Below are 21019 nucleotides of genomic sequence, written 5' to 3'. Positions count from 1 at the left end.
CTGACGCGTGAAGGAATCCATCTTGAGCGACCTCCTCAATCGCCGCCTGAGCTTGCTCGGCGCCAATCTCTCCCTGCTCAAGCAGTGCCTGCACGGCATTGAGCGCGAATGCCTGCGAGTGACCGACGAAGGTCGGCTGGCCCAGACCCCACACCCCGAAGCCCTGGGTTCGGCACTGACCAACGAGCAGATCACCACCGATTACTCCGAATCGCTGCTGGAGTTCATCACCCCGGCCCTGCCTGATCCGGCCAAGGTGCTCGAGAACCTCGAGGAGATCCACCGCTTCGTCTACACCAAGCTCGGCGACGAATACCTGTGGAGCCCGTCGATGCCGTGCGCGCTGCCCGCCGAGGAAGACATTCCGATCGCCGAGTACGGCAGCTCCAACATCGGCAAGCTCAAGCACGTGTACCGCAAGGGCCTGGCCCTGCGCTACGGCCGCACCATGCAGTGCATCGCCGGCATCCACTACAACTTCTCGTTGCCCGAGGCCCTCTGGCCCCTGCTGCGTGAAGCCGAAGGCAGCGAACAGGACGACCGTGACTATCAGTCGTCGGCCTACATCGCGCTGATCCGCAACTTCCGCCGCTACAGCTGGCTGCTGATGTACCTGTTCGGCGCCTCGCCAGCGCTGGACAAAGGCTTCCTGCGCGGCCGCCCGCACCAGCTCGAAGAGCTGGACGCCGACACCCTCTACCTGCCCTACGCCACCAGCCTGCGCATGAGCGACCTGGGATACCAGAGCAACGCCCAGGCAGGCCTGACGCCGTGCTACAACAATCTGTCCAGCTACACCGACAGCCTGCGCAAGGCCGTTGGCACGCCTTACCCACCCTATGTCGAAGTGGGTACGCACAAGGACGGCGAATGGGTGCAGTTGAACACCAACATCCTGCAGATCGAGAACGAGTACTACTCGAACATTCGCCCCAAGCGCGTGACCTACACCGGCGAACGCCCGATCCAGGCCTTGATCTCGCGCGGCGTGCAGTATGTCGAGGTGCGTTGCCTGGACATCAACCCGTTCCTGCCGGTGGGCATCGACCTCACCGAGGCGCGCTTCCTCGACGCCTTCCTGCTGTTCTGCGCGCTTGATGAGAGCCCGTCGCTGGACAACGGCGAATGCGGCCAGTGCACCAGCAACTTCCTCACCGTGGTCAAGGAGGGGCGCCGCCCAGGCCTGGAGCTGCAGCGCGATGGCCAGCCGGTCACACTGCGCGAATGGGCCAGCGAGCTGATCGCCCGCATCGGCCAGCTGGCCGGACTGCTTGACCAGGCCCAAGGTGGCAACGACCACGCCAAGGCCCTGGAGGCGCAGCAAGCCAAGGTCGACGACCCTGAGCTGACACCTTCTGCACAGGTCCTGGCGCGCATGACCGAGCACGACGAAAGCTTCGTCGCATTCTCGCTGCGCCAGAGCAAGCTGCACGCCGAAACCTTCCGCGAGCAAGCACTGCCTGGCGAGCGCCAGCAAGCCTTCGAAACCCTCGCCCGCGACTCTCTGGCCGAACAGTCGCGCCTGGAGCAGCAGGAAGTCGGCGACTTCGACCTGTTCGTCGGTGCCTACCAGGCCAGCATCCTGGCGATCAGCAACTGATGAGCCGCACCCCCTCGCCGCGCAAGCCCCGCGCCAGTAGCCAGGCCAGGATCGAAGCGATCCTGGCGGCCGCTCGCGAGCTGCTGGCAGGCGAAGGCGTGGCGGGGCTGTCGATCTACAGCGTGGCCGAACGGGCGCAGATCCCTCCGTCCTCGGTCTATCACTTCTTCGCCAGCGTTCCGGCGTTGCTCGAAGCTCTGACTGCAGATGTGCACCGCGCTTTTCGCGAGGCGCTGAGCGCGCCGATCGACGCCCACGCCTTCAGCACCTGGCAGGGCTTGTCACGCCTGGTCGAGCAGCGCACGCTGGAGATCTACCGCCAGGACACCGCCGCCCGGCAGTTGATCCTTGCCCAGCATGGGCTAAGTGAAGTGGCGCAAGCCGACCGCCAGCACGATCTGGAACTCGGCAAGCTGATGCACAGCTTGTTCGACCGGCATTTCCAGTTGCCCAGCATGCCCACCGACGTGGATGTGTTTGCCCTGGCGATGGAACTGAGCGACCGGGTCTATGCCCGGTCGATGCAGTTGCACGAACAGATCACGCCGCGCATGGCGGAGGAAGGGATGCGGGTGTTCGAGGCTTATCTGGGGCTTTACCTGCCACCTTTCCTGGCCAGACGTCCAAGCTGAAACCGCCTTCGCGGGCAAGCCCGCTCCTACGGGGAACCGTGGGAGCGGGCTTGCCCGCGAAGGCCTCCACAAGGGCCTGGGAGTCGAACGCCATCACAGCTTGGCGATAGACACCTCGGTCGATTTCACGAAGGCAATCACTTCACTGCCAACCTGCAGTTCCAGCTCGCGCACGGAACGGGTGGTGATCACCGAAGTGACGATGCCGGAGGCGGTCTGCACGTCGATTTCCGACAATACCGGGCCTTCGAGGATTTCTTTGACGGTGCCTTTGAACTGGTTGCGGACGTTGATCGCTTTGATGGTCATGGCTTGATTCCTTTGGTTGGCTTCGCAGATTCAGTGGGCCCAACGCAGTTGCGTGGGCAAAGGGGCTACAGGCTCCGGCTCGGGCGGGGTGCCAGGGACGGACAGGACACGGTTGAGCACTTCGCTTTCCAGCGCAGCCAGGCGGTGCGAACCACGCGCCCGCGGCCTTGCCAGGTCGACGGTAAGATCCAGGCCGACCTCGCCGTCCTCGATCAGGATCACCCGGTCGGCCACGGCGACGGCTTCGTTGACGTCGTGGGTGACCAGCAGAACGGTGAAGCCGTGTTCGCGCCACAGGCGCTCGATCAGTTGCTGCATTTCGATCCGGGTCAGGGCATCCAGCGCACCCAGCGGCTCGTCGAGCAGCAGCAGGCGCGGCTGGTGGATCAGCGCTCGGGCCAGGGCCACGCGCTGCTTTTGTCCACCGGACAGCGCAGCAGGCCATTCGTTGGCTCGATCGGCCAGGCCCACCTCCTCCAGCGCTTGCACCGCGCGCGGCCGCCAGTCACCGGACAAGCCCAGGCCGACGTTGTCGATAACCTTCTTCCAGGGCAGCAGACGGGCGTCCTGGAACATCAGGCGGGTTTCCTCGCGCGCATCGACCAGCGGCGCAGCACCGGCCAGCAGATCACCGGCACTGGGTTGGTCCAGACCGGCCAGCAAGCGCAGCAAGGTGCTCTTGCCGCAGCCGGAGCGGCCGACGATGGCGACGAACTGACCGGCCGGGATGTGCAGGTCGATACCGCGCAGCACTTCACGCTTGCCGAACGTCTTGCGCAGGCCGTTGGCGGCCAGCGGGATGCCACGCAGCAGGCGCGGCGGTTGTTCCTTGAGCACGGTCATGCGCCCTCCTTCTTCGCCACCTGGTAGGCGGGGTGCCAGCGCAGCCAGACACGCTCCAGGCCACGGGCGGCGAGGTCGGCAAGCTTGCCGAGCACGGCGTACATGACGATGGCCAGCACCACCACGTCGGTTTGCAGGAATTCACGGGCGTTCATCGCCAGGTAACCGATGCCGGCATTGGCCGAGATGGTCTCGGCAACGATCAGGGTCAGCCACATGAAGCCCAGGGCGAAGCGCACACCGACCAGGATCGACGGCAACGCACCGGGCAGGATCACCTGGCGGAACAGCGAGAAACCGGACAGGCCATAGCTGCGTGCCATTTCCACCAGCGCCGGGTCGACATTACGGATGCCGTGGTAGGTGTTCAGGTAGATCGGGAACAGCGTGCCCAGCGCGACCAGGAAAATCTTCGCCGACTCGTCGATGCCGAACCACAGGATCACCAGCGGGATCAGCGCCAGGTGCGGCACGTTGCGGATCATCTGTACCGAGCTGTCGAGCAGGCGTTCGCCCCAGTTCGAAAGGCCGGTGATGAACCCCAGCAACAGGCCGATGCTGCCGCCAATCAGAAAGCCCACACCGGCGCGCCAGCCGCTGATCGCCAGGTGCGTCCAGATCTCGCCGCTGCGCACCAGCTCGACACCGGCGCTGACCACCGCGCTCGGTGCCGGCAGGATGCGCGTGGACAACCATCCAGCGCTGACCGCCAGCTGCCACACCGCCAGCAGCAGCACGGGCAAGGCCCATGGCGCCAGGCGCTGTGTCAGGGTGGAAGAAGTTGCACGACTCATGGCCTGACCCTCAGCTCTGCGACACGGACTTGGGCAGGATGTCGTTGGCGACCATTTCACCGAACGGGCTCACATAGCCCCCGGTCTTGGCCTGCTCCGGGCGCTGCACGTCCAGGTGCGGGAACAGCAGCTCGGCGACGCGATAGGACTCTTCCAGATGTGGGTAACCGGAGAAGATGAAGGTATCGATGCCCAGGTCGGCGTATTCCTTGACGCGTGCCGCGACCGTCGGGCCATCGCCCACCAGTGCGGTACCGGCGCCGCCTCGCACCAGGCCGACGCCCGCCCACAGGTTGGGGCTGACTTCGAGCTTGTCGCGGTTGCCGTTGTGCAGGGCGGCCATACGTTGCTGGCCAACCGAATCGAAGCGCGCCAGCGAAGCCTGGGCGCGTGCGATGGTGTCGTCGTCCAGGTGCGAAATCAGGCGATCGGCGGCAGCCCAGGCTTCTTCGTTGGTTTCCCGCACGATCACGTGCAAGCGGATACCGAAGCGCACCTCGCGGCCTTGCGCAGCGGCTTTCTCGCGCACTGCGGCGATCTTCTCCGCAACGGCAGCCGGTGGTTCACCCCAGGTCAGGTACAGCTCGACCTGCTCGGCGGCCAGATCCTGTGCGGCCTCGGACGAACCGCCGAAATACAGCGGCGGACGCGGCTGCTGGATCGGCGGATAGAGCAGCTTGGCGCCCTTCACCTGGATGTGCTTGCCGTCATAGTCGACCACTTCGCCTTCCAGCACCTTGCGCCAGATGCGGGTGAACTCGACCGAAGCTTCGTAGCGCTCCTGGTGGTTCAGGTGCAGACCATCACCGGCCAGCTCGTCCGGATCGCCACCGGTCACCAGGTTGAACAGCGCACGGCCATTGGACAGGCGATCCAGGGTCGCTGCCTGGCGAGCGGCCACGGTCGGCGAAATGATGCCCGGGCGCAGCGCAACCAGGAACTTCAGGTTCTGGGTCACCGGAATCAGTGACGCCGCGACCAGCCAGGAGTCCTCGCAGGAGCGACCGGTAGGGATCAGCACACCACCGAAACCCAGGCGGTCGGCCGCCTGGGCGACCTGGGTCAGGTAGCCGTGATCGACGGCGCGTGCGCCTTCGGTGGTACCCAGGTACTTGCCGTCACCGTGGGTGGGGAGGAACCAGAAAATGTTAAGGCTCATTGGAGTTGTCTCCTCAAGGGTGGCTCAAGCCGCAGCGATGCTGCGGCGCAGGCGAATCGTTCAAGGTGCGCTGGCGACCTTGGCCGGTGGGGTCCAGATCACGTCCTTGATGCTCAAGGGCTTGGGAATCAGCTTCAGAGCCTGGAAGGTGTCGGCGATCTTCTGTTGCGCGGCGATCACTTCGGGCGTCAGCGGCGCAGCGCCGTAGCCCTGGCGCTTGACCGAGGTCAGGGTGATGTCGGCCGGCAGGCCGAGCAGCGGCGCGACCTGGTCGGTCACTTGCTGCGGGTTGGCCTGGGACCACTCACCCACGGCGCGCACCTCGTCGATCAGGGCGCTGATCACCGCCGGGTGCTGGGTCGCGTAGCTGCGGGTGGCCAGGTAGAACTGGTGGTTGTCGACCAGGTCCTTGCCATCACGCAGGGTACGGGCCTGCAACTGCTGTTCGGCGGCAGCCTGGTACGGGTCCCAGATCACCCAGGCATCGACGCTGCCACGCTCGAAGGCGGCGCGGGCATCGGCAGGCGGCAGGTACACGGGCTGGATGTCGCTGTATTTCAGGCCGGCGTCCTCAAGGGCGCGGACCAGCAGGTAGTGCACGTTGGAGCCTTTGTTCAGCGCGACTTTCTTGCCTTTGAGCTCCTTCACCGACTGGATCGTCGAGCCCTTGGGCACGAGGATCGCCTCGCTGTGCGGCGCAGGCGGCTCATAGGCCACGTAGAGCAGGTCGGCACCGGCGGCCTGGGCGAAGACGGGTGGCGTTTCGCCGGTGACACCGAAATCGATCGAGCCGACGTTCAGCCCTTCGAGCAGCTGCGGGCCACCGGGGAACTCGGTCCACTGCACGTCGATGCCCTGTTCCTTGAGGCGCTTTTCCAGCGAGCCCTTGGCCTTGAGCAGCACCAGGGTGCCGTATTTCTGGTAACCGATGCGCAGGCTCTCGGCCTGGGCTTGGGTGATGGCGCCGAAGGACACAGCCGCCGCAAACAGGGCGACCAGACCACGACGCAAGAAGACTGTGCGCATGGCGCTCTCCTGTGCGAATGAGGTTCGGGTTGCACCTGCTTGCCTCGTTGTCGGGCGAGTAAGGTGGAAAAACGGTGACGCATGTGCGGGGTCGTTCAGATGCTCCAGCGAGCACTGATCAGGCGTTCGTTGAGTACACCTGGAGCGACCGGCTTGGGCCGACGCGCCAGGGCACTGTGGAAGGTTTCCAGCGAGTCCAGCAGGCGGGCCTCCAGGGCCTCGGCCAACTGTGCCGGGCGATTGCCTTCGGCGTAAGCGACCTGGCTGTCGTCGGCGAAGATCCCTTGAAGGGTCTCCTGCGCCTTGAGTGCCGACAGCACAGGCTTCAATGCGTAATCCACCGCCAGCATGTGGGCGATGCTGCCGCCGGTCGCGATCGGCAGGACCACCTTGTGTTCCAGCGCGCGCTCGGGCAGCAGGTCGAGCAACGTCTTCAGGGCCCCGGCGAACGATGCCTTGTACACCGGGGTCGACACCACCAGCCCATCAGCCTGGGCTACCAGTTGCTGGAAGTGCTGCACCTGCGGGCTGTCGAAACGTGCGTGGAGCAGGTCCTCTGCCGTAAACTCGCGCACCTGGAAGGTCACCACCTCCACACCACGATCCTGCAACCACTGGCGCGAACGCTCGAGCAGCACGCCGGAGCGTGAACGGGTACTGGGGCTACCACCTATCGAAACAACCAGCATTGCAGCGCTTCCTTCAATTCGGTTCCGGGGTGTGGCCCCTGTGAATGACTCCGACATTAGCAGCTCGCCACATATATCTAGAAATCATATTTTTTCATTTGTTTATTCGTTATGGAGATATAGCTTTTCACCCTGAAGCGCGCCCTCTCATTCGCTTCACGGGCAAGCCTGCCCGCACGAAGAGCAGGCATAAAAAAGGGCCGTCGAAACGGCCCGAAATCCCTGCTATGGCTAAGAACAATGCAACGAGGATTCAACGATTGGGTTGCGGGGTGAGGCGCAGATAGGGTTTGACTGCCCGATAACCTTTCGGGAAGCGCTGCTTGATCTCGTCCTCATCCTTCAGCGAAGGCACGATCACTACCTCGTCGCCGTCCTGCCAGTTACCCGGGGTGGCGACCTTGTAGTTGTCGGTCAGCTGCAACGAATCGATCACCCGCAGGATCTCGTTGAAGTTGCGCCCGGTGCTGGCTGGATAGGTGATGGTCAGGCGTACCTTCTTGTTCGGGTCGATCACGAACAGCGAGCGTACGGTGAGCGTGTCGTTGGCGTTGGGGTGGATCAGGTCGTACAGGTCGGACACCTTGCGATCGGCATCGGCGATGATCGGGAAGTTGACCACGGTGTTCTGGGTCTCGTTGATGTCATCGATCCACTTGTGGTGCGAGTCGACCGGGTCCACCGACAGTGCGATAGCCTTGACGCCGCGCTTGGCGAACTCATCCTTGAGCTTGGCGGTCAGGCCCAGTTCGGTGGTGCACACCGGGGTAAAGTCGGCCGGGTGGGAGAACAGCACGCCCCAGCTGTTGCCCAGCCACTCATGGAAACGGATCTTGCCGGCGCTGGAATCCTGTTCGAAGTCGGGGGCGATGTCGCCGAGTTTGAGGCTCATGGAAGCGGCTCCTGTGCTGTGTCTGGCCTTGTGGGATTCAATGTGCCTGCTTCCGATTAAAAACAAAAAGAATAAATACTGATTTATTTATAACCGGAAAGAATACGGATTCGCAGGCACAAAAAAGCCTCGCACCAGGCGAGGCTCTTTCGTTGCAGCTACGACTTACATGAAGTTGTAAGTGTAGTTGAAGATCAGACGAGTCTGATCGGCATCGTTGATGCTCTCGCCGCCACCACGGTAGGTGCCGTGACGCAGGCTGACGCCCAGGCCCTTGAGGGTGCCTTCCTGCAGTACGTAGTCGATACGCGCGTCGCGTTCCCACTCGCTGTAGGTGCCGCTGGTGCGGGCGTTCTTGATGTCATCACCGCGCAGGTAGGCCACGGATGCCTTCAGGCCCGGTACGCCCAGACGTGCGAAGTCATAGGAGTACTGACCGAAAGTGGTGTTCTCGCCAGCACGGGCGAACTGGTTGATCATGCTGTCGGTGAACAGGTAGAAGCTCGAGCCACCGTTGCCTTCCAGCGGCGAGGTGCTGCCGTCCTTGCGCACGTTACCCTGGTTCAGCCAGACGAAACCGCCGTCGTCGCCAACCTGTTGGTGACCCAGCATGATTGCGTGGCCGCCGATGGTGTAGGTGAACATCGCGGACCAGGTCTTGTTGTCGACCTCGCCTGCGTTCTTGGCGTAGCCACCGTTGTTGTTGAAGGTGTAGCCGGCTTCGCCGTTCTTGCCGTCGCTGCTGCTCTTGAACCAGCGCAGGTCGGTCTTGAACGACTGATCGTTGGCGATCTGGTAGACGTGGGTCAGACCCAGGAAGTGCTGCTTGTAGAAGTCTTCCAGGTTCGAGTAGTAGTACTGCAGGGTCAGGTCTTTGGTGACCTTCCAGTCGCCGCCGGCGAACTGGAACTTGTTGCTGTCGCGGTAAGCGCCGCCAACGGACAGGCCGGTGCGGTTGCTCGAGGCACGACCCATGGCGTGGGTCAGCTGACCCGCGTTGAGGGTAACGTTGTCGATTTCCTTCGACTGGACGGTACCGCCCTCGAAGGTTTGCGGCAGCAGACGACCGTCGTTGGAGACCAGGATCGGCAGGTTTGGCGCCAGGGCGCTGCCGTAGTGGACTTCGGTCTTGGAGAAGCGAGCCTTGGCGTTACCACCGATGCGAGCCCACTGGCTCACGGCAGAGCCGTCGCTGTCGCTTGGGAAGAAGGTGTTGTTATCCGGGTGACGGCCACGGCCGCCATCGAGGTGGATACCCCAGAGAGCTTGAACGTCGACACCGAAACCAACGGTGCCTTGGGTGAAGCCGGACAGGTAGTCGAGCTTGAAACCTTGGGCGGTTTCGCGCTGGTCACCGTTACGACCCTGAGCGTTCGTGCGAACTTCATGGTCGTCGTTGTTGAAGTACATGGTGCGCGAGCTGATGGATACCTTGCTGTCTTCGATGAAGCCAGCGGCGCCCGCTTGTTGGGCGAGAACCCCCAGTGCCACGGCCAGAGCCAGGCTAGACTTGTACATGCTTTGCTCCTCTACATTCTAATTTTTGTATTCTCAAGGCGGGGGGATCTGCTGCCCCCCTCGCCACGGGTAAGCGATTTAGCACCAAAGTGTGACTGGTAAGTCAATCGTTACCAGAGATTTCACGACTTTGGTCTAATGCACCTGCGCTACAGGATAATGACAATCCTATAAATCCAAAATGACCGTTTTATGAAATCGTCAGATTTTTCCGGAATAACTACGGAACCTTAAGCGTCATTTGGTGTATGCACGTCCTTCGCTCATAGCTTCCGGTTATCTGCACCCCTTTGCCAGAGGGCGCTCCGTGAAAAGTTGTGAAAGCGTAGTCTTTCACAAAAATTTCACAACCCTTCTTCTGGCGGCGCCCGTTACTAAGCGTTTTGTCTCCTAAGCTAATTCTGAAAAGTTATTTATTTTGTAATTCTTAGATCATTTAGTCTTCGCGTCATTCATCACCCGATGCCTGACGAGAGGTTCGATCATGATCCCCCACGCCCCCCTGCGCCTGTTCGCCGCGCTGACCCTGGCCAGCGCCAGCTGGTTCGCCCAGGCCGCCGACCTGACCGTGGCCTACCAGACCACCGTGGACCCGGCCAAGGTGGCCCAGGCCGATGGCAGCTACGAAAAAGCCAGCCACGCCAGCATCGACTGGCGCAAATTCGACAACGGTGCCGACATCATCGCCGCCGTCGCCTCCGGCGACGTGCAGATCGGCTACCTGGGCTCCAGCCCGCTGGCTGCCGCGACCACCCGCAAGGTGCCGGTGGAAACCTTCCTCATCGCCACCCAGATCGGTGCCGGTGAAGCACTGGTCGCCCGCGACAGCATCAAGAGTCCACAGGACCTGATCGGCAAGAAAGTCGCCGTGCCCTTCGTCTCCACCGGGCATTACAGCCTGCTGGCGGCACTCAAGAGCTGGAACATCGACCCGGCCAAGGTGCAGATCCTCAACCTCGCGCCACCGGCGATCATCGCCGCCTGGAAACGCGGCGACATCGACGCCACCTACGTCTGGGACCCAGCGCTGGGCGTGGCCAAGGAAAACGGCAAGGTGCTGATCACTTCTGGCGAACTGGCAAAGAAAGGCGCCCCGACTTTCGATGCCTGGATCGTGCGCAAGGACTTCGCCGAGAAGCACCCGGAGATCGTCAAGTCGTTCGCCAAGGTCACCCTTGACGCCTACGCCGACTACCGCAAGGACCCGAAAGCCTGGTTGGCCAATCCAGACAACGTGAGCAAGCTCGCCAAGCTGTCCGGCGCCAAGACCGGCGATATCCCGGGCCTGCTGGAGGGCAACGTCTACCCGTTGGCCGCCGACCAGACCGCGGCACTGGGCGCGCCTACCACCCAGGCACTGACCGACACCGCGACCTTCCTCAAGGAGCAGGGCAAGGTCGAGGCAGTGCTGCCGGATTACTCGCCGTACGTAACGGCCAAGTTCCTGCCCAACTGAAGCACCTGCCCAACCGATCGAACCCAGGGGCGCCCTGCGCCCCGAACCGGAGCCCATCATGGCCTTGCTCGAGCTGGAGCGCATCAGCGCACAGTACCCCGGCGCCACCACCCCGGTGCTGGATGACATCAACCTGACGCTGGGGCCACGCCAACTGCTGGTCGCCCTCGGGCCCTCCGGCAGCGGCAAGACCTCGCTGCTCAATCTCATCGCCGGCTTCGTCGCCCCCAGCGGCGGGCGCATCACCCTTGACGGTGCGCCCGTGCAAGGCCCAGGCGCCGACCGCGGCGTGGTGTTTCAGGATGACGCCCTGCTGCCCTGGCAGGACGTGCTCGGCAATGTCGCTTTCGGCCTGGAGCTGGCCGGCGTACCTCGCGCACAGCGTGAAGCCAAGGCGCGTGAGATGCTGGCACTGGTCGATCTGGCCGGGTTCGGCGACCGGCGCATCTGGCAGCTTTCAGGCGGACAGAAACAACGCGTGGGCCTGGCCCGCGCCCTGGCTGCCGACCCACGCGTACTGTTGATGGACGAACCCTTCGGCGCCCTCGATGCCTTCACCCGCGAGCAGATGCAAGAGTTGCTGCTGCAGGTCTGGCAGCGCACCGCAAAGCCGGTGTTCCTGATCACCCACGACATCGAGGAAGCCGTGTTCCTGGCCAGCGAACTGGTGTTGCTGGCACCGAATCCGGGCCGCGTGGTCGAGCGCCTGCAACTGGACTTCGGCCAGCGTTATGCCGCGGGCGAACCGGCGCGGGCGATCAAGTCCGATCCACGTTTCATCGAAACCCGCGAGCATGTGCTGTCGCGAGTCTTTTCCCAACGTGCCGCCCGCCGCGAGGAGTCCGCATGAGCAGCCTGGACCTGCCGGTCGCCGGCAAAACCGACACCCGCACCGCATCGGCGATCAAGGCCCGCCGCCCGCTGCCGACCCGTTGGATCAGCGCCCTGACCCTGGGTAGCCTGCTGCTGATCTGGTGGCTGGTGACCGCTGTCGGCTGGGTCGAGCCACTGTTCCTGCCCGCCCCCGGCGACATCCTGGCCAAGGCTTGGGTGCTGCTGACCCAAGGCTATATGGACGCCAGCCTCTGGCAGCACCTGGGCGCGAGCCTGGGCCGTATTGGCGTGGCGTTGCTGGCGGCAACCCTGACCGCGATTCCGGTCGGCATCGCCATCGGCTACAACCGCGTGGCCCGCGGCATCCTCGATCCACTGATCGAGTTCTACCGGCCGATCCCGCCACTGGCGTACCTGCCGCTGATCGTGATCTGGTGCGGGATCGGCGAGTTGTCGAAGGTGCTGCTGATCTACCTGGCGATCTTCGCCCCGATCGCCATCGCCACCGCCACCGGCGTGCGCACCGTCGACCCGGCCAAGCTGCGCGCCGCGCAGTCGCTGGGAGCGAGCAAGGTACAACTGATTCGCCATGTGATCCTGCCCAGCGCCTTGCCCGACATCCTCACCGGCATTCGCATCGGCCTCGGGGTCGGCTGGTCGACCCTGGTCGCCGCCGAACTGATCGCCGCTACCAGCGGCCTGGGCTTCATGGTCCAGTCAGCCGCGCAGTTCCTGGTCACCGATGTGGTGGTGCTGGGCATCTTGCTGATCGCGCTGATCGCCTTTGCCCTGGAGATGGGCCTGCGCGTCCTGCAGCGCCGCCTCGTGCCTTGGCATGGACAAAGTCACTGACCTTTCCGGCCTCATCACGGGGCAAGCCCGCTCCTACAAGTTCACAGAGCTACCTGCAGGAGCGGGCTTGCCCCGCGATAAGGCCCGCAACGACACCGCCAACCGCCCCCATTCGAGACCGACATGAGCCTGACCATCACCCCCCTCAGCCCGGCCCTCGGCGCGCAGATCAGCGGCGTCGACCTGTCCCGCGACATCACCGATGCACAGCGCGACGCCATCGAGCAGGCGCTGCTCGAGCACCAGGTGCTGTTCTTCCGCGAACAATCGATCGACCCCGCCCAGCAGGCTCGCTTCGCTGCGCGCTTCGGCGACCTGCACATCCATCCGATCTATCCCAACGTGCCGGAAACCCCGCAGGTGCTGATTCTCGACACCGCAGTCACCGACGTGCGCGACAACGCGGTCTGGCACACCGACGTTACCTTCCTGCCGACCCCGGCACTGGGCGCGGTGCTCAGCGCCAAGCAACTGCCCGCCTACGGCGGTGACACCTTGTGGGCCAGCGGCATCGCTGCGTTCGAAGCCTTGTCGGCGCCCCTGCGCACCCTGCTCGACGGCCTCACGGCCACCCACGACTTCACCAAGTCGTTCCCGCTCGAGCGCTTCGGTACCACTGCGCAGGACCTGGAGCGCTGGGAAGCCACCCGCCGCAACAACCCACCGCTGTCGCACCCGGTGGTGCGCACCCATCCGGTGAGCGGGCGCAAGGCGTTGTTCGTCAACGAAGGGTTCACCACGCGGATCAACGAGCTTGCCGACCACGAGAGCGAGGCGCTGCTCAAGCTGCTGTTCGCCCATGCCACACGGCCGGAATTCAGCATTCGCTGGCGTTGGCAGGAGAATGACGTGGCGTTCTGGGACAACCGCGTGACCCAGCATTACGCGGTGGACGACTACCGGCCGCAGCGGCGGGTGATGCACCGGGCGACGATTCTCGGCGACGCACCGTTCTGAAACCATTCGCGGGCAAGTCGGAGCGCCGAACCGCCGCTCCCACAGGTGCACCACAGTCGTCAGCAACTGTGTTGCACCTGTGGGAGCGGCGGTTCGGCGCTCCGACTTGCCCGCGAATGGAAGCGCCGCGCGTTACCTGACCAGGTGCAGGAACTGCATGTGCCGCTCGTACTGGTCGAGGATGTCGTTGATGATCTGCTCCTTGCTGTAGCCGACCAGATCATAGTTCTGGCTGCCTTCGGCCAGGTGCACCTCGGCGCGGTAGTAGCGGCGGTTCTTCAGCTCCTGCGTACCCAGCCCACCCAACGCGAACGACGGCGTGAAGTAGCCACGCATCTGCACCTGGTAGATGAACGGCTGCTCCTCGCCGTGGCCGATCTTCAGGCTGACGTTGTCATGGCTCGGGTCGTCCTGGGTGATCAGCGCCAGGCCCTTCTGCTCGAAGACCTCGGTCACGTCGGCAATCGCCGGGCGCACCACGTCATCCATGAAGCGATACACCTCGTCGCGTGATGGGAAGTGCACGGCCTGACTCAAGCGCTGGCGCCAGCCACCGCGTCCGCGGCGGGACTGGGCGAACGGTGCCAGCGAGTGCATCTGCGCGATCTGCCGCTGGCTCTCCAGGTAGAACGCCTTGTGCAAGCCCCACATCATGCACAGCAAGATCAGCGAGAATGGCAGCGACGTCAGCACCACCGCCGACTTCAGCGAATCAATGCTGCCAGCGAACAGCAAGCCGCTGGTGACCAGCGCAGTCATCGCGCCCCAGAAGATCCGCAGCCAGTTCGGCCCGTCCTCGTCAGCGTCGCCGCCTTTGGCAGAAAGCGTCGACAGCACCACGGTGCCGGAGTCGGCGGATGTGACGAAGAACACGAAGCTGATGAACACGGTGACGGCAATCACCGTCTTGCTCCATGGATAGGTCTCCAGCAGCAGGTACAGGCTCATCGACGGGTTGTCCAACGCCGACTGACCCAGCGCGGTCATGCCGTGGTTGATCACCTGGTCCAGCGCACTGTTGCCGAAGATCGACATCCACGCGAGGGTGAAGCCCAGCGGGATCAGCAGCACGCCGAAGACGAATTCGCGAATGGTGCGGCCACGCGAGATGCGCGCGATGAACAGCCCGACGAAGGGCGCCCAGGCGATCCACCAGGCCCAGTAGAACACCGTCCAGCCGCCCAGCCACTCGCGATTCTCGCCATAGGCATACACGTCGAAACTCTTGCGCGGCAGGGCGCCGAGGTAGTCGCCAAGGTTCTGGATCAGGGTGTTGAACAGGTGCTGCGTGGGGCCGGCGAAGAGCACGAACAACAGCAGCGCGCAGGCCAGGAACAGGTTGATGTCGCTCATCACCCGCACGCCCTTCTCCACCCCGGCAACTGCAACGGCCACCGCTGCCCCCATCATCAGGGCGATCAGCAGCACCTGCACCCACTGGCTGTGGTCGATGCCGAACAGGTAGTCGAGGCCGGCGTTGAGGTGCAGCACGCCAAAGCCCATGTCCGCACCCAGGCCGAACACCGTGGCGATGATGCCGAAGCCGTCCACTGCGTAGCCGATCGGCCCGTTGATGCGTTTGCCGATCAGCGGGTACAGCGCCGAGCGCAATGCCAATGGCAGGTTGTGGCGGTAGGCGAAATACGCCAGGGCCATGCCGACGAAGGCGAACACGCCCCAACCATGCAGCCCCCAGTGCAGGAACAGGATCTGCATCGCCTGGCGCCCGGCCTCGGCCGTGCCCGCCTCGCCCTGGGGCGGCTGGAGCATGTGGGTCAGGGGCTCGGAGACGCAGAAGAAGAACAACGTGATGCTGATGCCGGCAGCGAACAGCATGCCGGCCCAGGACAGGTAGCTGAACTCGGGCTCGTCATGGTCGGCGCCGAGCTTGATCTTGCCGTAGCCGGACACCGCAGTGACTACCACGAACACCAGGTACAGGGTCATGGCCAGCATGTAGTACCAGCCGACCGTGTTGGCCGCCCAGTTCTGTGCAGCCAGCAACCAGTCGCCCGCCGCTTGCGGGTTGGCGATGACCACCAGGCCGAAAATGAGGATGAAACTTGCCGCGAAGTAGAACACCGGGGGGTTCATGCGGATCTTGCCATTGGCAAGGGAAGGCGTCGGTGCACTCATGAAACGGGCACCTCTACAGCAGTGAAAAGGCTCGTATTGAACGGGTTCAGCAAAGGGAATCCTCCTGTTGAACACCGGCAGCGGACCAGCGTTTTAATTTGAACAAGCGTTCAAGTTAAACATGGATCGGATTTCAATGCGACCTGTGGTCGCTGGCGGGCGACCAATTGACCTTTGCTCTTTGCCAGCAGTTCCGGCCCTATCGCGGGACAAGCCCGCTCCACTCTGTGGGAGCGGACTTGTCCCGCGATAGGGCCCGCCGGGCCTACCTCACTGTTTGTTCTGGCAATCGAGTTGCAGGTTCGCCTGGGTGATGTTGCTCTCGGCCGGCACGCTGCGAGTCAGCCAAACATTGCCGCCAATGGTCGAACCCTTGCCGATGGTGATGCGCCCCAGAATGGTCGCACCGGCATAGATGACCACGTCATCCTCGACGATCGGGTGGCGCGCCAGGCCCTTGTGCAAGGTGCCCGACTCGTCCGATGGGAAGCGCTTGGCACCAAGGGTCACGGCCTGGTAGATACGCACGCGCTCGCCGATGATCGCTGTCTCGCCGATGACCACGCCCGTGCCGTGGTCGATGAAGAAGCTCTGGCCGATCTGTGCGCCGGGGTGAATGTCGATGCCGGTGGCCGAATGCGCCAGCTCCGAGCTGATTCGCGCCAGCAGCGGCAGCCCGGCCTGGTATAGGTGATGCGCCAGGCGATGGTGGATGATCGCCAGGATGCCGGGATAGCACAGCAACACCTCGTCGACGCTGCGCGCTGCGGGGTCGCCGTGGTAGGCCGCCAGCACGTCGGTGTCGAGCAATACACGCAACCCCGGCAGCGCTTTGGCAAAGCCTTGGATCAGACCCAGTGCGTGGGCATCGACGTCCTTGGGCTCGACCTCGGTATTGCCGTGCCGCGCGGCGTAGCGCAGTTCCAGGCGCGCCTGGTCGAGCAGTGCGGTCAGCGCCGCATCCAGGGTGTGGCCGACATAGAAATCCTCGCCCTCCTCACGCAGGTCCACAGGCCCCAGGCGCATGGGAAACAACGCTCCACATAATTGCTCGAGGATCTCGCGCATCGCCTCGCGCGAGGGCAGTTCGCGCCCGCCCTGCTTGTTGCTGCAACGGCCATTGCGACTGCGCCACTGGTCACGTGCCTGGCGCAGTTCGCTGACGATGCCCGGCAATTGCCAATGGCCGGTCGATGGATGTTCGCTCACGGTGTTCTCCTGGCTTGCGACGGTGTCGGTAGGTAGAGCCGCCACTTGTAGGAATTACTCTACGGCAAATTCTTCCCTTGGAAAAAACAACGCTTTATTCCATCCTGCACTAAGTCGGGCATAAGCAGCGATGACGGGGACCCGGTTCACGGCTACCCTCAAAACTGCCCTTCAGGGACGAAATAACAGAAAGGAATAATAGATAATTTTTTATTATTTCCTGAGCTATACAGCCCACCCTATAGTCGCCACCCACTACTTAAAACAAAGCGCGGGGACAGCCATGACCAAATTCACCAAACCACTTCTCAATGCCAGCCTGGCCATCCTGCTGGGCACCGGCCTGTTCAGTCACGCCTTTGCGGGTGAGCAGCTCAAGACCATCCAGGAAAAAGGCGTGATCAACGTCGGCCTGGAAGGCACCTACCCACCCTTCAGCTTCGTCGACGAAAACGGCAAGCTGACCGGTTTCGAAGTGGAACTCTCCGAACTGCTGGCCAAGGAGCTGGGCGTCAAGGCCAAGGTCCAGCCAACCAAGTGGGACGGCATCCTCGCCGCGCTGGAATCCAAGCGCCTGGACGTGGTGATCAACCAGGTCACCATCTCCGAAGAGCGCAAGAAGAAGTATGACTTTTCCGAGCCCTACACCATCTCCGGCATCCAGGCGCTGATCCTGAAGAAGAAGGCCGAGCAGCTGAACATCAAGACCGCGCAGGACCTGGCGGGCAAGAAGGTCGGCGTGGGCCTGGGCACCAACTACGAGCAATGGGTCAAGCAGGACGTACCCAAGGCGGACGTGCGTACCTATGAAGACGATCCGAGCAAGTTCGCCGACCTGCGCAACGGCCGTATCGACGCCATCCTGATCGACCGCCTGGCCGCCCTGGAATACGCACAGAAGGCCAAGGACACTCAACTTGCCGGCGAAGCCTTCTCGCGCCTGGAAAGCGGCGTTGCCCTGCGCAAGGGCGAACCTGAGCTGCTCGCAGCAGTGAACAAGGCGCTGGACAAGCTCAAGGCTGACGGCACCCTGGCCAAGCTGTCCGAGAAATACTTCGGTGCCGACGTCACCAAATGATCTCTGAAAGCCTGCAACTCGTTATCGACTCTACGCCCTTCCTGCTCAAGGGCGCGGGTTACACGGTACTGCTCAGTGTCGGCGGCATGTTCTTCGGCCTGGTGCTGGGCTTTGCCCTGGCACTGATGCGCCTGTCGAAGATCCTGCCGCTGGACTGGCTGGCGCGGATCTACGTGTCGTTCTTCCGCGGCACGCCGCTGCTGGTGCAACTGTTCGTGATCTACTTCGGCATGCCACAGATCGGCATCGAACTCGATCCGATCCCCGCCTCGCTGATCGGCCTGTCGCTGAACATGGCGGCGTACATCTGCGAAATCCTGCGCGCGGCGATCTCCTCGATCGACCGCGGCCAGTGGGAAGCCGCAGCCAGCATCGGCATGACCCGTACCCAGGCCATGCGCCGGGCGATCCTGCCCCAGGCCATGCGCACCGCCTTGCCGCCGCTGGGCAACAGCTTCATCTCGCTGGTCAAGGATACCGCCCTGGCGGCGACCATCCAGGTGCCAGAGCTGTTCCGCCAGGCGCAGTTGATCACCGCACGGACCTTCGAAGTCTTCACCATGTACCTGGCCGTGGCCGTCATCTACTGGATTCTCTGCAGTATCCTGGCGCACTTCCAGAACCGCATGGAAGCGCGGGTCAACCAGCATGACCAGGAGCACTGAAGATGATCGTAGTAGAAGGCCTGACCAAGCAGTTCAAGGGCCAGACCGTGCTCAAGAGCATCGACCTGACAGTCGAGGCCGGTGAAGTCGTCGCCATCATCGGCCCCAGCGGCTCGGGCAAGACCACCTTCCTGCGCTGTCTGAACCTGCTGGAAACACCCGATGCCGGGAAAATCCGCATCGGCGATATCGACATCGACGCCGACCGCCCGCTCGGCGGCCAGCAGAGCGCGATCCGCCGTCTGCGCCAGCAGGCCGGGTTCGTGTTCCAGAACTTCAACCTGTTCCCGCACCGCACCGCCCTGGAGAACGTCATCGAAGGGCCGGTGATCGTCAAGAAGACCCCGCGCGACCAGGCCCTGGAACTGGGCCGCAAGCTGCTCGCCAAGGTCGGCCTGGCCGGCAAGGAAGACGCCTATCCACGGCGCCTTTCCGGCGGCCAGCAGCAGCGCGTGGCCATCGCCCGTGCCCTGGCGATGGAGCCTGAAGTGATCCTCTTCGACGAACCGACCTCCGCGCTCGACCCCGAGCTGGTCGGCGAAGTGCTAGCGACCATCCGCGGCCTGGCCGAAGAGAAACGCACCATGATCATCGTCACCCACGAGATGAGCTTTGCACGTGATGTGGCGAACCGGGTGATCTTCTTCGACAAGGGCGTGATCGTCGAGCAGGGCGAGGCCAAGGCGCTGTTCGCCAATCCGAAGGAAGAACGCACCCGGCAGTTCCTGCGCAAGTTCCTCGGGACCACTGCTTCGCAAGACTGAAAAGCTCGGCTGGATCTTCGCGGGCAAGTCCCGCTTCCACAGGAGCCGCACCGGCGATGAAGCCTGTGCGGTTCTCTGTGGGTGTGGGCCTTGCCCGCGAAGAGTCCGGCACCTCAGACAAATGCCTCTCTTCTATTCATATTCCAAAGAGTTAGTTCATAAACTTTTTATAAGCACATAAGGTATATAGACCGGACCACCGGACCCGCACACATCCGTCGCGACCAGCTGTAGCGACGCATCTACTTCGTGAGGTTCAGGAATGGTCAGGAACACAATCACCCCAGTGCGTAACGCCAGGGCATTGAGTGCAGCCAAGGAGCGGCACTGATGTCCAGCCAACCCAATACCCAATTCCACAGCGATATCGACAGCTCGCCCCTGCTGCTGCCGGCCAAGGTGTTGCGCAATGACGCCGAGGCCCTGCAAGCGGCCCGCGAACTGGCCGAAGTCGCGCGCCAGCAGGCCTCGCGCCGCGACCAGCAACGCAAGCTGCCGTGGGCCGAGATCGAGCTGTTCACCCGCTCGGGGCTTGGCAGCATCAGCGTGCCCAAGGCCCATGGCGGCCCGGATGTGTCGTTCGCGACCATCGCCGAAGTCTTTCGCCTGATCAGCGCCGCCGACCCGGCGTTGGGGCAGATCCCGCAGAATCAGTTCGGCCTGTTGCAACTGCTGCGCCTGACCGCCAGCGAGGCGCAGCAGGCGCTGATCTTCCGCTCGGTGCTGGACGGCTGGCGCATCGGCAATGCCGGCCCCGAACGCAGCACCAAAGACACCTTGACCCTCAAGGCCCGCATCACCCGCGACGGCGACACCTACCGCATCAGCGGCGAGAAGTTCTACTCCACCGGCGCCCTGTTCGCCCACTGGGTGGCGGTCAAGGCCCTGGACGACGAAGGTCGCCAGCGCCTGGCCTTCGTACGCCGTGGCAGCCCTGGGCTGCGCATCGTCGACGACTGGTCCGGCTTCGGCCAGCGCACCACCGCCAGCGGCACGGTGCTGCTCGACCAGGTGCCGGTGGACGCGGACCTGGTGATCGACAACTGGCGCCAGGCCGACCAGCCCAATATCCAGGGCGCGGTCTCGCAACTGATTCAGGCTGCCATCGACGCCGGGATCGCCGAAGCGGCCATCGACGACGCCATCGCCTTTGTGCGTGACAAGTCGCGGCCGTGGATCGATGCCAAGGTCGAGCGTGCCAGTGACGACCTCTATGTGATCGCCGACATCGGCCGCCTCAAGCTCGAGTTGCATGCCGCCGAAGCCCTGCTACGCAAGGCCGCGCAGGTGCTGGATGAAGTCAATGCAACGCCTATCGATGCCGCTGCTGCGGCGCGCGCCTCGATTGCCGTTGCCGAGGCCAAGGTGCTCACCACCGAGATTTCGCTGCAGGCCAGCGAGAAGCTGCTCGAGCTCGCCGGCAGCCGCGCCACCCTCGCCGAATTCAACCTCGACCGCCACTGGCGCAACGCCCGGGTGCACACGCTGCACGATCCGGTGCGCTGGAAGTACCACGCGGTCGGCGCCTACTACCTCAACGGCACGCTGCCTGCGCGGCATTCCTGGATTTGACTTGAGGGCCTTTCGCGGGCAAGCCCGCTCCTAC

At 63.5% G+C, this 21019-nt stretch carries 20 protein-coding genes; 10 read left to right on the top strand and 10 right to left on the bottom strand.

All coding sequences use genetic code 11. The annotated features are described in order from the left end of the window. Nucleotides 1–22: 22 nt before the first annotated feature. Both gshA and ACTYOL_RS01375 read left to right on the top strand, forming a co-directional pair. On the top strand, nt 23–1600 hold the full coding sequence (gene gshA / locus ACTYOL_RS01380; protein WP_444757441.1) for a glutamate--cysteine ligase: 1578 nt from the start codon (nt 23–25) through the stop codon (nt 1598–1600). After that, complete coding sequence (locus ACTYOL_RS01375; protein ID WP_151925505.1) at nt 1600–2232, top strand: TetR/AcrR family transcriptional regulator; 633 nt, start codon at nt 1600–1602, stop codon at nt 2230–2232. Before gshA ends, ACTYOL_RS01375 begins: the two co-directional genes overlap by 1 nt. A gap of 93 nt (nt 2233–2325) precedes the next feature. Here ACTYOL_RS01375 and ACTYOL_RS01370 read toward each other — a convergent pair whose 3' ends face one another. The 8 genes from ACTYOL_RS01370 to ACTYOL_RS01335 all read right to left on the bottom strand — a co-directional run bounded on the left by ACTYOL_RS01370 (nt 2326) and on the right by ACTYOL_RS01335 (nt 9462). After that, nucleotides 2326–2541, bottom strand: a complete 216-nt coding sequence (locus ACTYOL_RS01370) for a TOBE domain-containing protein (RefSeq protein WP_003255829.1) — start codon at nt 2539–2541, stop codon at nt 2326–2328. 30 nt (nt 2542–2571) lie between these two features. Beyond that, nucleotides 2572–3384 carry an aliphatic sulfonates ABC transporter ATP-binding protein gene (gene ssuB / locus ACTYOL_RS01365; RefSeq protein ID WP_153772473.1) on the bottom strand — a complete coding sequence of 271 codons (813 nt, stop codon included), beginning with the start codon at nt 3382–3384 and terminating at the stop codon, nt 2572–2574. Beyond that, on the bottom strand, nt 3381–4178 hold the full coding sequence (ssuC, locus tag ACTYOL_RS01360) for an aliphatic sulfonate ABC transporter permease SsuC (protein WP_054891667.1): 798 nt from the start codon (nt 4176–4178) through the stop codon (nt 3381–3383). The genes ssuB and ssuC overlap by 4 nt, the downstream gene beginning before the upstream one ends. 10 nt (nt 4179–4188) lie before the next feature. Beyond that, on the bottom strand, nt 4189–5337 hold the full coding sequence (ssuD, locus tag ACTYOL_RS01355; RefSeq protein ID WP_112897126.1) for an FMNH2-dependent alkanesulfonate monooxygenase: 1149 nt from the start codon (nt 5335–5337) through the stop codon (nt 4189–4191). Between the two features lie 60 nt (nt 5338–5397). Continuing rightward, nucleotides 5398–6363, bottom strand: coding sequence for a sulfonate ABC transporter substrate-binding protein (locus ACTYOL_RS01350; protein WP_414154621.1), 966 nt, complete (start codon nt 6361–6363; stop codon nt 5398–5400). Nucleotides 6364–6458: 95 nt separating this feature from the next. After that, nucleotides 6459–7052, bottom strand: coding sequence for an NADPH-dependent FMN reductase (gene ssuE / locus ACTYOL_RS01345; protein WP_444757440.1), 594 nt, complete (start codon nt 7050–7052; stop codon nt 6459–6461). 253 nt (nt 7053–7305) lie between these two features. Further along, a complete protein-coding gene (locus ACTYOL_RS01340) occupies nt 7306–7944 on the bottom strand; it encodes a peroxiredoxin (protein ID WP_054891663.1) in 639 nt (212 codons plus the stop codon). A gap of 165 nt (nt 7945–8109) precedes the next feature. Continuing rightward, the gene (locus tag ACTYOL_RS01335; RefSeq protein WP_054891662.1) at nt 8110–9462 is read right to left on the bottom strand and encodes an OprD family porin; all 1353 of its coding nucleotides are present in this window, start codon (nt 9460–9462) and stop codon (nt 8110–8112) included. Nucleotides 9463–9946: 484 nt separating this feature from the next. On the opposite strand from ACTYOL_RS01335, the gene tauA reads away from it, so the two are divergent. From tauA to tauD, 4 genes are all read left to right on the top strand, one after another. Then, a complete protein-coding gene (tauA, locus tag ACTYOL_RS01330; RefSeq protein ID WP_153772475.1) occupies nt 9947–10918 on the top strand; it encodes a taurine ABC transporter substrate-binding protein in 972 nt (323 codons plus the stop codon). Nucleotides 10919–10976: 58 nt separating this feature from the next. Then, a complete protein-coding gene (gene tauB / locus ACTYOL_RS01325; RefSeq protein WP_054891660.1) occupies nt 10977–11768 on the top strand; it encodes a taurine ABC transporter ATP-binding subunit in 792 nt (263 codons plus the stop codon). After that, nucleotides 11765–12604: a taurine ABC transporter permease TauC gene (gene tauC, locus ACTYOL_RS01320; protein WP_153772476.1), complete on the top strand. Its 840-nt coding sequence runs from the start codon at nt 11765–11767 to the stop codon at nt 12602–12604. The genes tauB and tauC overlap by 4 nt, the downstream gene beginning before the upstream one ends. A 123-nt stretch (nt 12605–12727) precedes the next feature. Further along, on the top strand, nt 12728–13561 hold the full coding sequence (tauD, locus tag ACTYOL_RS01315; RefSeq protein ID WP_153772477.1) for a taurine dioxygenase: 834 nt from the start codon (nt 12728–12730) through the stop codon (nt 13559–13561). A gap of 132 nt (nt 13562–13693) precedes the next feature. Here tauD and betT read toward each other — a convergent pair whose 3' ends face one another. Both betT and epsC read right to left on the bottom strand, forming a co-directional pair. After that, nucleotides 13694–15655 carry a choline BCCT transporter BetT gene (gene betT / locus ACTYOL_RS01310; RefSeq protein ID WP_197889820.1) on the bottom strand — a complete coding sequence of 654 codons (1962 nt, stop codon included), beginning with the start codon at nt 15653–15655 and terminating at the stop codon, nt 13694–13696. A 312-nt stretch (nt 15656–15967) separates the two neighbouring features. Then, entirely contained in the window at nt 15968–16906 is a 939-nt protein-coding gene (gene epsC, locus ACTYOL_RS01305) for a serine O-acetyltransferase EpsC (protein WP_444757439.1), read from the bottom strand. Between the two features lie 283 nt (nt 16907–17189). Between epsC and tcyJ the strand changes: the two genes are divergently transcribed. The 4 genes from tcyJ to ACTYOL_RS01285 all read left to right on the top strand — a co-directional run bounded on the left by tcyJ (nt 17190) and on the right by ACTYOL_RS01285 (nt 20985). Next, complete coding sequence (tcyJ, locus tag ACTYOL_RS01300) at nt 17190–17984, top strand: cystine ABC transporter substrate-binding protein (protein ID WP_054891655.1); 795 nt, start codon at nt 17190–17192, stop codon at nt 17982–17984. Then, the gene (gene tcyL, locus ACTYOL_RS01295; protein ID WP_054891654.1) at nt 17981–18649 is read left to right on the top strand and encodes a cystine ABC transporter permease; all 669 of its coding nucleotides are present in this window, start codon (nt 17981–17983) and stop codon (nt 18647–18649) included. The genes tcyJ and tcyL overlap by 4 nt, the downstream gene beginning before the upstream one ends. A gap of 2 nt (nt 18650–18651) precedes the next feature. Continuing rightward, nucleotides 18652–19413, top strand: coding sequence for an L-cystine ABC transporter ATP-binding protein TcyN (tcyN, locus tag ACTYOL_RS01290; protein ID WP_444757438.1), 762 nt, complete (start codon nt 18652–18654; stop codon nt 19411–19413). A 330-nt stretch (nt 19414–19743) separates the two neighbouring features. Beyond that, nucleotides 19744–20985 (top strand): SfnB family sulfur acquisition oxidoreductase, encoded by a 1242-nt coding sequence (locus ACTYOL_RS01285; RefSeq protein WP_153772479.1) that lies wholly within the window; start codon nt 19744–19746, stop codon nt 20983–20985. Nucleotides 20986–21019: the final 34 nt, after the last annotated feature.

The sequence above is a fragment of the Pseudomonas sp. A014 genome (assembly GCF_052378495.1).
Lineage (GTDB): Bacteria > Pseudomonadota > Gammaproteobacteria > Pseudomonadales > Pseudomonadaceae > Aquipseudomonas > Aquipseudomonas machongensis.
This window is presented reverse-complemented; position numbering and strand designations above follow the sequence as displayed.

Coding starts and splice junctions, on each gene's coding strand:
- ACTYOL_RS01375 (WP_151925505.1), top strand. CDS start 1,600: ATGAGCCGCACCCCCTCGCCGCGCAAGCCCCGCGCCAGTAGCCAGGCC.
- ACTYOL_RS01370 (WP_003255829.1), bottom strand. CDS start 2,541: ATGACCATCAAAGCGATCAACGTCCGCAACCAGTTCAAAGGCACCGTC.
- ssuB (WP_153772473.1), bottom strand. CDS start 3,384: ATGACCGTGCTCAAGGAACAACCGCCGCGCCTGCTGCGTGGCATCCCG.
- ssuC (WP_054891667.1), bottom strand. CDS start 4,178: ATGAGTCGTGCAACTTCTTCCACCCTGACACAGCGCCTGGCGCCATGG.
- ssuD (WP_112897126.1), bottom strand. CDS start 5,337: ATGAGCCTTAACATTTTCTGGTTCCTCCCCACCCACGGTGACGGCAAG.
- ACTYOL_RS01350 (WP_414154621.1), bottom strand. CDS start 6,363: ATGCGCACAGTCTTCTTGCGTCGTGGTCTGGTCGCCCTGTTTGCGGCG.
- ssuE (WP_444757440.1), bottom strand. CDS start 7,052: ATGCTGGTTGTTTCGATAGGTGGTAGCCCCAGTACCCGTTCACGCTCC.
- ACTYOL_RS01340 (WP_054891663.1), bottom strand. CDS start 7,944: ATGAGCCTCAAACTCGGCGACATCGCCCCCGACTTCGAACAGGATTCC.
- ACTYOL_RS01335 (WP_054891662.1), bottom strand. CDS start 9,462: ATGTACAAGTCTAGCCTGGCTCTGGCCGTGGCACTGGGGGTTCTCGCC.
- tauA (WP_153772475.1), top strand. CDS start 9,947: ATGATCCCCCACGCCCCCCTGCGCCTGTTCGCCGCGCTGACCCTGGCC.
- tauB (WP_054891660.1), top strand. CDS start 10,977: ATGGCCTTGCTCGAGCTGGAGCGCATCAGCGCACAGTACCCCGGCGCC.
- tauC (WP_153772476.1), top strand. CDS start 11,765: ATGAGCAGCCTGGACCTGCCGGTCGCCGGCAAAACCGACACCCGCACC.
- tauD (WP_153772477.1), top strand. CDS start 12,728: ATGAGCCTGACCATCACCCCCCTCAGCCCGGCCCTCGGCGCGCAGATC.
- betT (WP_197889820.1), bottom strand. CDS start 15,655: ATGAACCCCCCGGTGTTCTACTTCGCGGCAAGTTTCATCCTCATTTTC.
- tcyJ (WP_054891655.1), top strand. CDS start 17,190: ATGACCAAATTCACCAAACCACTTCTCAATGCCAGCCTGGCCATCCTG.
- tcyL (WP_054891654.1), top strand. CDS start 17,981: ATGATCTCTGAAAGCCTGCAACTCGTTATCGACTCTACGCCCTTCCTG.
- tcyN (WP_444757438.1), top strand. CDS start 18,652: ATGATCGTAGTAGAAGGCCTGACCAAGCAGTTCAAGGGCCAGACCGTG.
- ACTYOL_RS01285 (WP_153772479.1), top strand. CDS start 19,744: ATGTCCAGCCAACCCAATACCCAATTCCACAGCGATATCGACAGCTCG.